The sequence below is a fragment of the Sinomonas cellulolyticus genome, assembly GCF_014656475.1.
In the GTDB taxonomy this organism is placed as follows: domain Bacteria; phylum Actinomycetota; class Actinomycetes; order Actinomycetales; family Micrococcaceae; genus Sinomonas; species Sinomonas cellulolyticus.
On the sequence record NZ_BNCM01000012.1, the window covers coordinates 125,589 to 136,127 of the forward strand.

The 10,539-nt window shown below is 70.3% G+C and carries 9 protein-coding genes; 8 read left to right on the plus strand and 1 reads right to left on the minus strand.

Annotated elements, in window-relative coordinates; genetic code table 11:
* Nucleotides 1-41: 41 nt before the first annotated feature.
* From IE231_RS14580 to IE231_RS14600, 5 genes are all read left to right on the plus strand, one after another.
* Complete coding sequence (locus IE231_RS14580; protein ID WP_189694699.1) at nt 42-1,247, plus strand: argininosuccinate synthase; 1,206 nt, start codon at nt 42-44, stop codon at nt 1,245-1,247.
* Between the two features lie 6 nt (nt 1,248-1,253).
* Nucleotides 1,254-2,714 carry an argininosuccinate lyase gene (gene argH, locus IE231_RS14585; protein WP_229867050.1) on the plus strand — a complete coding sequence of 487 codons (1,461 nt, stop codon included), beginning with the start codon at nt 1,254-1,256 and terminating at the stop codon, nt 2,712-2,714.
* Nucleotides 2,715-2,790: 76 nt separating this feature from the next.
* A complete protein-coding gene (locus IE231_RS14590) occupies nt 2,791-3,606 on the plus strand; it encodes a PIG-L deacetylase family protein (RefSeq protein ID WP_229867052.1) in 816 nt (271 codons plus the stop codon).
* A 31-nt stretch (nt 3,607-3,637) separates the two neighbouring features.
* Nucleotides 3,638-4,384 (plus strand): maleylpyruvate isomerase family mycothiol-dependent enzyme, encoded by a 747-nt coding sequence (locus IE231_RS14595; RefSeq protein ID WP_189694700.1) that lies wholly within the window; start codon nt 3,638-3,640, stop codon nt 4,382-4,384.
* A gap of 3 nt (nt 4,385-4,387) precedes the next feature.
* Entirely contained in the window at nt 4,388-5,032 is a 645-nt protein-coding gene (locus IE231_RS14600; RefSeq protein WP_229867053.1) for a DNA-3-methyladenine glycosylase, read from the plus strand.
* Here IE231_RS14600 and IE231_RS14605 read toward each other — a convergent pair.
* A complete protein-coding gene (locus tag IE231_RS14605; RefSeq protein ID WP_189694701.1) occupies nt 5,029-5,640 on the minus strand; it encodes a GNAT family N-acetyltransferase in 612 nt (203 codons plus the stop codon). The genes IE231_RS14600 and IE231_RS14605 overlap by 4 nt on opposite strands.
* Before the next feature lie 136 nt (nt 5,641-5,776).
* Here IE231_RS14605 and IE231_RS14610 point away from each other — a divergent pair, with 136 nt between their 5' ends.
* The 3 genes from IE231_RS14610 to tyrS all read left to right on the plus strand — a co-directional run bounded on the left by IE231_RS14610 (nt 5,777) and on the right by tyrS (nt 9,998).
* Nucleotides 5,777-6,319, plus strand: a complete 543-nt coding sequence (locus IE231_RS14610; RefSeq protein ID WP_189694727.1) for an adenine phosphoribosyltransferase — start codon at nt 5,777-5,779, stop codon at nt 6,317-6,319.
* Nucleotides 6,320-6,411: 92 nt separating this feature from the next.
* On the plus strand, nt 6,412-8,670 hold the full coding sequence (locus IE231_RS14615) for a HelD family protein (protein WP_189694702.1): 2,259 nt from the start codon (nt 6,412-6,414) through the stop codon (nt 8,668-8,670).
* Between the two features lie 17 nt (nt 8,671-8,687).
* On the plus strand, nt 8,688-9,998 hold the full coding sequence (tyrS, locus tag IE231_RS14620; protein ID WP_189694703.1) for a tyrosine--tRNA ligase: 1,311 nt from the start codon (nt 8,688-8,690) through the stop codon (nt 9,996-9,998).
* The last annotated feature ends 541 nt before the right edge of the window (nt 9,999-10,539 follow it).

Consider the following 10,539-nt stretch of genomic DNA (forward strand, 5'->3'; position numbering starts at 1 on the left):
GACTCTGCTCTGCTGTGGATTCTGTGCCTAAGGAGAACACCATGAAGGATCGCATCGTCCTCGCCTACTCGGGCGGTCTGGACACCTCCGTCGCCATCGGCTGGATTGCCGACGCGACGGGCGCCGAGGTCGTCGCCGTCGCGGTCGACGTCGGCCAGGGCGGCGAGAACATGGAGACGGTCCGCCAGCGCGCCCTCGGCTGCGGCGCCGTCGAGGCCTACATCGCGGACGCACGCGACGAGTTCGCGGACGAGTACTGCATGCCCACCCTCAAGGCCAACGGCCTGTACCAGGGGCACTACCCGCTCGTCTCCGCCATCTCCCGCCCGGTCATCGTCAAGCACCTTGTCAAGGCCGCCCGCGAGTTCGGTGCCACGACCGTGGCGCATGGCTGCACGGGCAAGGGCAACGACCAGGTCCGCTTCGAGGTCGGCATCCAGACCCTCGGCCCGGACCTGAAGTGCATCGCCCCGGTCCGTGACCTCGCGCTCACCCGCGACAAGGCCATCGCCTACGCGGAGGAGAAGCACCTCCCCATCATCACCACGAAGAAGAACCCCTACTCGATCGACCAGAACGTCTGGGGCCGTGCCGTGGAGACGGGCTACCTCGAGGACATCTGGAACGCCCCCACCAAGGACATCTACGACTACACCGCCACGCCGGAATTCCCGCCGGCCCCGGATGAGGTCACCATCTCCTTCAAGGAAGGCGTGCCGACGGCGCTCGACGGTGCGTCCATGAGCCCCCTGCAGATCATCCAGGAGCTCAACCGCCGCGCTGGCGCCCAGGGCGTGGGCCGCATCGATGTGGTCGAGGATCGACTCGTGGGCATCAAGTCCCGCGAGATCTACGAGGCCCCCGGCGCCATGGCCCTCATCACGGCGCACAAGCACCTCGAGGACATCACCATCGAACGCGAGCACGCCCGCTTCAAGGCCGGCGTGGACCGCCGCTGGAGCGAGCTGGTCTACGACGGCCAGTGGTTCTCCCCGCTCAAGCGCGCCCTCGACGTGTTCATCGACGACTCCCAGAAGTACGTCTCCGGCGACATCCGGATGGTCCTCCACGGCGGCACCGCCGTGGTCAACGGCCGCTGCTCCGACTCGTCGCTGTACGACTTCAACCTCGCGACGTACGACACGGGCGACACGTTCGACCAGTCCAACGCGAAGGGCTTCATCGACATCTGGGGCATGTCCTCGAAGGTGGCCTCGAGCCGCGACCAGCGCGTCGCGGGGGAGTGAGCCGCGGTGGCTGAGCAGACGGGACTGCCGCAGGAGCGCTCGGGGACGAATGAGGGTGCGCTCTGGGGCGGCCGCTTCGCCGGGGGACCGGCGGACGCGCTCGCCGCGCTGAGCAAGTCCACGCACTTCGACTGGCGGCTGGCCCGCTACGACATCGCGGGCTCGCGCGCCCATGCGCGGGTCCTGCACCGCGCCGGACTGCTCGACGACGGCGAGCTCGCCGGGATGCTCGATGCGCTCGACCGCCTCGACGCCGACGTCGCGTCCGGGGCCTACACCCCGGCCGCGTCGGACGAGGACGTGCACGGATCGCTCGAGCGGGGACTCATTGAGCGCGCCGGGGCGCACCTGGGCGGCAAGCTCCGCGCGGGACGCTCGCGCAACGACCAGGTGGCGACCCTCGGGCGGATGTTCCTGCGCGACCACGCGAAGATCGTCGCGCGCGGCGTCCTGGCCACGGTCGACGCGCTCGTGGCCCAGGCCGAGGCGCACCCCCGTGCGGCGATGCCGGGCCGAACGCACCTGCAGCATGCCCAGCCGGTCCTGCTCAGCCACCACCTCCTCGCCCATGCGTGGGCGCTCGTGCGCGACGTCCAGCGCCTTGCGGACTGGGACAAGCGCGCGGCGGTCTCACCATACGGATCAGGTGCCCTCGCCGGATCCTCCCTCGGGCTCGACCCCGAGGCCATCGCCGCGGACCTCGGCTTCGACTCGGCGGTGCACAACTCGATCGACGGCACCGCCTCGCGCGACGTCTTCGCCGAGTTCGCCTGGGTCGCGGCGATGATCGGCGTAGACCTCTCCCGCGTCTCGGAGGAGATCATCCTCTGGGCCACCAAGGAGTTCTCGTTCGTCACGCTCGACGACGCGTACTCCACCGGGTCGAGCATCATGCCCCAGAAGAAGAACCCGGACGTGGCCGAGCTGGCCCGCGGCAAGGCGGGCCGCCTCATCGGCGACCTCACGGGTCTGCTTGCCACGCTCAAGGGCCTCCCGCTCGCCTACAACCGAGACCTCCAGGAGGACAAGGAGCCGGTGTTCGACGCCGCCGACACGCTCGAGCTCCTGCTCCCGGCCGTGTCCGGCATGATCGCCACGCTCACGTTCAACACCGAGCGCATGGCCGCACTCGCTCCTCAGGGATTCGCGCTCGCCACCGACATTGCGGAGTGGCTCGTCCGCGAGGGCGTTCCGTTCCGCGAGGCCCACGAGCTTTCGGGTGCTGCGGTGAAGAAGGCGGAGTCCCGCGGGGTGGAGCTGTGGGACCTGACCGACGAGGAGTACGCCGCCATCAGCCCGTCCCTCACGCCGGAGGTCCGCTCGGTGCTGTCCACGGAAGGGTCACTGGCGAGCCGGAGCGCCCAGGGCGGCACGGCGCCGTCGGCCGTCGAGCGCCAGCTCGAGGCGCTCAGGGCGCAGCTCGCCGACGCCCGGCGGTTCGCCGAGGCGCCCGCAGTGGCCCAATAGGTCCGCCGGACAGGGAGCACCGGATGGGGGTCCAAAGGCCCTTCCGGGAAGCCCTGCTGGGGAGGATCATCGCAGGGTGCCTCCCCAGCAGCGCACGCTCATGCTCGTCGTTGCCCATCCCGATGATGAGGCCGTCGGCATCGCCGGCTCGATCGCCCTCCACGGGCCCGAGCCGGCGTTCCGCTTCGTGCTCGTCCACGCGACCGACGGCGCCGCGGGCCTCATCGCCCCGGGGGTCGACGCGACAGCCGAGACGCTCGGCGCGCTCCGCCGCCTCGAGGACGAGAAGGCCTGGGCCGCCCACGGGCGCGCACCCGACCGTCACGAGTGGTTCGGGTACGACGACGGCCGCCTCGCCGAGGCGCATCAGGACGAGCTGATCGCGCGCATCCAGGACGTCATGCTGCAGGAACGCCCCGACGTCGTCGCCACGTTCGGACCGGATGGCGTCACCGGGCACCCGGACCACATCGCCATCGGGAGGGCCACCGACCTGGCATTCCTGAGCATGACCGCCGGGGCGGACGGCATCCGCGTAGGAGGAGCCCGGCCGCGGCGCCTGCTGCACTGGGCCCTGAAGGAGTCCACGTGGGCTCGGATCAATGCCGCGCGCACGGCATCGGGCCTTCCTCCGTGGGACCCCGCGCAGGTCTACCACTTCCGCGGCATCCCGGACCACCTCGTGGACATGCGCGTGGATACGAGCAGCGTGGCCGAGCGGGTCGTGGCTGGACTCTCCGAGCACCGCAGCCAGCGCCTATCCCTCTTCGAGCATCCCTTGGCGCACGCCGCGTGGCTCTCGGCCACGTCGCGGGAGTACTTCGTGCAGGCGTGGCCACCCCGCGAGCGGGGGCTTCCGCTGCTGACGGACATCTTCGAGGGCCTCGACTAGCGCGGCTGGTCCCACTGGCTAGGCTGGCCCCATGCGAACCGATGCCGCTGCACCCTCAGACGAGGAGATCCTCGACGCACTCCGCGCCGCTGCCCGCGGGCTCCACGACGAATTGGGCGGCCTCAGCGACGACTCCGTGGCCGCCCCGTCCGAGCTGCCCGGCTGGACCCGGGGCCACGTCCTCGCGCACATCACGGGAATCGCCAACGCGCTGGCCCGCCAGGCCGAGCTCGCGCGGCGCGGCGAGCAGGCAGACCTGTACGACGGCGGCATGCCCGCGCGCGACGCGGCCATCGAGGCGGGGGCGGGTGCTGCGGCCGCCGTCCACCGCGTGCGAACCGGCGCAGCCGTCGACCGGGCCGTCGGCGCATTCGCGGCGCTCGCACCCTCCGAATGGGACACACCCGTCCGCTTCCGACGCGGCGTGGCCCGCGACGCTGCCCTGGCCCTCTGGCGCGAACTCGTCATCCACCGCAGCGACCTCGGCACCGGGTGCACCCAGCAGGAATGGAGCGACAGCTTCTGCCTGCACCTGCTGGGCTTCCTCGCCCCGCGGGTCCCGGAGGGCCTCGCTTTCGAGCTGCGGCCCACAGTCGGCGCCCCCATCCACCTCGGCAGCGGCAGCGACGTCGTCGTGCTCGAGGGGCGCCTGCAGGACCTCGCCGCGTGGCTTGCGGGCAGGACGACGGCCCACGGCGGTGTGCGCGCCGAGTGCAATGGCGAGGCCGTCCCCCTGCCCGGTCTCGGGCCGTGGCCGTCCGCCATGGCCATCATGTAGTCCGTGGAGTTCGAGGACCTGGTCCGCTGGCTCCTTCGCGACCCAGTGTCCGTCGCCCCGGACCTCCTCGGCGCCGTCCTGACCCACACGACGCCGGAGGGCGCCGTCGGGGTGCGGCTCACCGAGGTCGAGGCCTACCGCGGGCATCGCGATTCCGAGCACCCCGACCCCGGCTCGCACTCGTACAACGGGCGCACGCCGCGCAACGAGGTGATGTGGGGCCCTCCCGGGCGGCTGTACGTCTATTTCACGTACGGCATGCACTTCTGCGCCAACGTGGTGTGCGGCCCCGCGGGCAGCTCGTCGGGATGCCTGCTGCGTGCGGGGGAGATCGTGGAGGGGATCGGCCTCGCCCGGTCGAGGCGCGCCACGGCCCGGAAGGACGTCGATCTGGCCCGGGGGCCGGCGCGGCTCACCCAGGCGCTGGGCATCGGACGCGGTGACGACGGCGCGGCGCTCGACGGCGGCCGGTTCCGGCTCGAGCCGCCAGCGCACCGCGCCGCCGGGGTGATGTCCGGGCCGCGTGTCGGGGTGGCGGGCGCTGGCGGCTCTGCCGACTACCCTTGGCGTTTCTGGCTGCCGGGGGAGCCCACCGTCTCCGCCTATCGACCCGCCGCACCGCGGAGCAGGAGGAGCCGTGAGCCCTAGGCGGCGTCGACCGGGGAGAGGTCCCTGGGGGATTCGCGCGGAGTGAGGCGCGCCACCAGCCTGGTACGGACCATCGGCCACTCCGGCTCGAGCACGGAGAAGACGGCGGTGTCCGAGCGGCCGCCGTCGTGGTGGGGGCGGTAGGCCCGCAGGGTCCCCTCGTACACGGCCCCGAGCTTCGCCAACGCCTTCGCGCTGCGGCCGTTGCGTGTGTCCACGCGGAACGCGACGCGGCTCAGACGCAGGTCCTCGAAGGCGTGTCCCATCACCAGGAGCTTCGAGGCGGCGTTCACGCCCGAGCCCCAGAAGGGCCTCGCGAAGAACGTTCCTCCGACCTCGGCGCGCCCGCGGGCCAGGTCGACGTCGTACAGCCCCGTGGCGCCCACGAGCGTTCCGGTCGGCTCGTGGGCCGCGGCGAAGGGCAGGGCCGCGGGATCGTCGAGGCGCGCGGCGAACAGCGCCGCAAGGTCCTCGACCGACTCGGGACGGGGCGCGGCCATGCCGGACCACAGCGATGCGTCGATGTGGGAGAAGAGGTGTTCCGCATGCAGGGGCGAGAGCGGAAGCAGACGGACGCCGTGGCCGGCGAGCGTGAGCTCGTGATGCATGGGCACAGTCAAGCACCGAGGCGGCCGCCCGCACATGCCGGTGCGGCCTATGTGGAGATGAACTTTCGTCTAACGTGGAGCCGTGAGTGACGCGACCCCCGAAGAGACGGCCCAGAACCAGGCGTGGGGGGGCGTGATGCCCCCGTCGCAGCCGGCTGTGGAGGAGATCCTGGACAGGCTCTGCGCCACGGTCCCCGACTACCCGAAGCCGGGAATCGTCTTCAAGGACCTCACCCCCGCGTTCGCCGACGCCGAGGGGCTCCGGGCCATCGTGGATGCCATTGTCGCCCCGTTCCGGGGCGAGTTCGACCTCGTGGCAGGAATCGAGGCACGCGGCTTCCTGCTCGCGTCGGCGGCGGCCTATGCGACGGGGACCGGCGTCCTGACGGTCCGCAAGGCCGGCAAGCTCCCGCGTGAGACCTTCACCGAGGAGTACGCGCTCGAGTACGGCACGGCGGCCCTCGAGGTCCATACGACGGACATCCCCCAGGGCGCCCGCGTGCTCGTGCTCGATGACGTGCTGGCCACGGGCGGTACGACCGGCGCCGCGGTGCGCCTCGTGGACCGGTGCGGAGGCACCGTGGTGGGGATCGGCGTCGTGCTCGAACTGGCGGCCCTCGGCGGCCGCGACGCGCTCGCGGGCCAGCGCGTCCACTCGCTCCAACGCCTCGGTGACTGACCCCGTGTCACATGGCGCGGGCAAGTTCGCCTCCGTTCACCGGAATCGCTGTAGAATGGACGGTCGAACTTTTCTGACTGGGGAAGGCAAGGATGCTGGACGCTGATCTCGCCCACGAACGGGACTACGTCAAGGGGCTCTACACGAGGCTTGACGAGCTGCGAGAAGAGAAGCGCGGCCAGCTCGATGCCGTCCGCAAGGCGGGAGCGGTCGGCTCGAGCCAGAACGTCTCCGAACGCGACGCCTTCGCGGCGATGTACGAGGACCGGCTGGCGCAGCTCGATGCGGTGGAGGACCGGCTCGTGTTCGGGCGCCTCGACCTGGACGACGGAGAGTCGCAGTACATCGGCCGCATCGGCATGAGCACCGAAGACCTGCGCCGGCTGATGGTGGACTGGCGCGCCCCGGAGGCGAGCCACTTCTACCAGGCGACCGCCTTCGACCGGCAGGGTGTACGCCGGCGCAGGCACCTGATCCTGCAGGGCCGTGAGGTCAAGGCGATCGAGGATGACGTGCTCGACGCCGGGATGCTCGCCGACGGCGGCACCCACCACCAGGGCGAGGGTGCGCTGCTTGCCGCGCTGGACTCGAAGCGGACCGGCCGCATGGCGGACATCGTCAGCACCATCCAGGCCGAGCAGGACCGCATCATCCGCGCCCCCATGGCCGGCGCCCTCGTGGTCCAGGGCGGCCCGGGCACCGGCAAGACCGCGGTGGCCCTGCACCGGGCCGCGTACCTGCTGTACTCGCACCGCGATCGGCTCAAGAGCGCGGGCGTCCTGCTCGTGGGGCCGTCGTCGTCCTTCATGAAGTACATTGAGCGCGTCCTGCCCTCGCTCGGCGAGACCGGCGTGGTCATGTCCAGCGTCGGGCGGCTCATGCCGGGCATCTCTGGGGTGCCCGAGGCGGACCCGAGGGTGGCCGCGCTCAAGGGCAGCCAGCGCATGGTCGGGCTCATCGCGGCCGCGGTCGCCAACAGGCAGCGCATCCCCGCGAGCGACCGGATGCTCGACGTCGAGGGCTACAGGCTCGTGCTGACCCCGAGGCAGGTCCGGCGCGCCCGCGACCGGGCACGGGGCACCGGCAAGCCGTACAACGAGGCCCGCAACACGTTCGTCAAGATCATCCTGCGCGAGCTCACGGAGCAGCTCCAGGCCAAGGTCGAGGCGAGCGGCTCGGGCAACACGACCGACCGCTCCTATCTGGCCGAGGATGTCCGCCAGTCGCGCGACGTGCGCGTGGCGGTGAATCTGTGCTGGATGCCGATGACGGCGGAGAAGCTCGTCGCGGAGCTGTTCGCCAAGCGCAGCCTCCTGGACACCGTGGCTGCCGACTTCACCGAGGACGAGCGCGAGCTCCTGCACCGTCCGGCGGACGCGCCGTGGACTGAAGCGGACGTGCCCCTGCTGGACGAGGCGGCCGAGCTCCTCGGCGAGCTCGATGCGAGCACCGGACACGAGGCTGCGCGCCGCGAGGCTGAGCGCCGCCGCGACCTGGAGAATGCCCAGCAGACCCTGAAGAACATCGACGCGACCCTGCGGGAGCAGGGCATCGACGGGGTCGTGGAGGCCGAGGACCTCGTGGCCTTCCAGCAGGGGCCCGACCAGCGCCTCACGGCTGCGGAGCGCGCGGTGGGCGACCGCACGTGGGCCTACGGGCACATCATCGTCGACGAGGCGCAGGAGCTCTCCTACATGCAGTGGCGCCTGCTCGTGCGCCGCTGCCCGTTGAAGTCCTTCACGATCGTCGGGGACATCGCGCAGACCTCTTCGGCGGCGGGCGCCTCCTCGTGGGGACGTGCGCTCCGCCCCTTCTTCGGGGACCGCTGGACGCTCGAGGAGCTCACCGTCAACTACCGCACCCCGAGCCAGATCGCCGAGGCCGCCGCCCGCATGGCCGCCGCCGCGGGGCTCGTCGTGTCCGCGCCGAAGGCGGTGCGGGAGGGCCGCTGGGAGCCGATCGTCGAGCGGGTGCCGCGCGGCGACGTCGTGCGCCACCTCGTCGAGATCCTGCCCGAGGAGATCGAGGCGGCCGACGGCGGTCTGGTCGCCGTGATCGCGGAGGGTTCCCTCCTGCGTTCGGCGCGGGAGGAGCTCCGGGCGGTGTACGGCCCGCGCGTCGGCGGGGGCGCCGGCAGCTTCGAGCAGGACATCGTGGTGATTGACCCGCGGGAGGCGAAGGGCCTCGAGTTCGACGTGGTGGTGGTCCTCGAGCCCTCCGACCTGCTGGACCATGAGCACGGCAAGGTGGGCGACCTGTACGTGGCGATGACCCGCCCCACGCAGCGGCTCAGGCTCATCGCCGAGGGTCCCATTCCCGCCGGAATCCTCGGCCCGGGGCCTGTCTCGTGACTGATACGGTAGAAGCCGTGCCGCACACAGCAGTCCTGGACTCCCAGAAGAACGACCCGAGCTTTCCCAACGTCTGGCAGGAGCTCAAGTGGCGTGGCCTGATCCACGTCTCCACGGACGAGGCGGAGCTCGAGACGCTCCTCTCGGGGGATCCCATCACGTACTACTGCGGGTTCGATCCGACGGCGCCGAGCCTTCATCTGGGCAATCTCGTCCAGCTGCTCGTGCTGCGGCGGCTCCAGCTCGCGGGCCACAAGCCCCTCGGGCTCGTCGGCGGCTCCACCGGGCTGATCGGCGATCCGCGGCCCTCCGCCGAGCGGACGCTGAACACCAAGGACACCGTCGCCGAGTGGGTGGGGTACCTCAAGGCCCAGGTGAGCCGGTTCCTGTCCTTCGAGGGTGCGAACGCGGCCCGTATCGTGAACAACCTCGACTGGACCGCCCCGATGTCTGCGATCGACTTCCTCCGCGACATCGGCAAGCACTACCGTGTGGGCACGATGCTGAAGAAGGATGCGGTGGCCTCGCGCCTCAGCTCCGACGAGGGCATCTCCTACACAGAGTTCAGCTACCAGATCCTGCAGGGCATGGACTACCTCGAGCTGTACCGGCAGTACGGGTGCGTGCTCGAGACGGGCGGATCCGACCAGTGGGGCAATCTCACGAGCGGCACGGAGCTCATCCGCAAGGTCGAGGGCAAGAGCGTCCACGCGCTGGGGACGCCGCTCATCACGAACTCGGACGGCACGAAGTTCGGCAAGAGCGAGGGCAACGCCATCTGGCTCGACGCGTCCATGTGCTCGCCGTACGTCTTCTACCAGTTCTGGCTGAACACCGGTGATGCGGACGTCGTGGACCGGCTCAAGGTCTTCACCTTCCTCACCCGGGCCGAGATCGAGGAACTCGAGTCGGCCGTCAAGGAAAGGCCGTTTGCGAGGGAGGCCCAGCGCCGGCTCGCGTTCGAGGTCACCTCCCTCGTCCACGGGGTCGACGCCACGGAGAAGGTGATCGCGGCGTCGGCCGCGCTCTTCGGCAACGGCGACTTGGGCGTCCTCGATGAGGGGACCCTCTCGGCGGCCACGGCCGAGCTCACGACGGCGGCTGTGACCGTCGAGCAGCTCGGAATCGTCGAGCTCCTGGTCGCCACAGGGCTGGCCGACAGCAAGTCCGCGGCCCGGCGCACCGTGGGTGAAGGCGGGGCCTATGTCAACAACACCAAGATCACCGACCCGGAAACTGTTGTCTCGGCCGAGGACGCCCTGCACGGGAGGTACTTCCTCGTGCGCCGGGGCAAGAAGAACCTGGCCACAGCTGTCCTCGAGGGCTGAGCAGGCCCCTTGGAGCGGCTTCGGAAGGGCCCGCCGGCGTACGCCGGCGGGCCCTTCCGTGTTGTGGTCAAGGCGACACGCCCGAGGTGCCCGCTCGAGTTGCGCGGCGCCCCCGGCAGGGGTAATGTACTTCGGGTCGCCAACGCAGTGCGGAGGCGGAAAACCCCAGATCTCTCCTTCGGGAAATGCTCGGATGATGGCCATGCGCCGGAATGCCTGCAGCGCCCCGAGGAAAGAATTCAGGAAATGCGGATTTTGAATCCGCTCCTGACTCTGGTAGGTTTGAGAAGTTGCTCCGGGAGCTGCAGGGCTGGTTTGGTCGTGTGGGTTACCGGGTGTGGTTTGTTGTTTGAGAACTCAATAGTGTGCCAAGTTTTGTTGATGCCATTTTTTTGGTGTCTGTTGCCTGGTTGCGTGCGCCCCTGTGTGCGTGGCTGGGTGGTTTTTGATGCCGGATCGTTTTCTGCTGGCCCTTTGCCCTATTTTCCTGGGGTGGGGGGTTGGCGTGTTTTTTGACGGAGAGTTTGATCCTGGCTCAGGA

What these genes read in the sequence shown, in the direction of transcription:
- IE231_RS14580 (WP_189694699.1), top strand. Translation starts at nt 42, where the DNA reads ATGAAGGATCGCATCGTCCTCGCCTACTCGGGCGGTCTGGACACCTCC.
- IE231_RS14595 (WP_189694700.1), top strand. Translation starts at nt 3,638, where the DNA reads ATGCGAACCGATGCCGCTGCACCCTCAGACGAGGAGATCCTCGACGCA.
- IE231_RS14605 (WP_189694701.1), bottom strand. Translation starts at nt 5,640, where the DNA reads ATGCATCACGAGCTCACGCTCGCCGGCCACGGCGTCCGTCTGCTTCCG.
- IE231_RS14610 (WP_189694727.1), top strand. Translation starts at nt 5,777, where the DNA reads ATGCCCCCGTCGCAGCCGGCTGTGGAGGAGATCCTGGACAGGCTCTGC.
- IE231_RS14615 (WP_189694702.1), top strand. Translation starts at nt 6,412, where the DNA reads ATGCTGGACGCTGATCTCGCCCACGAACGGGACTACGTCAAGGGGCTC.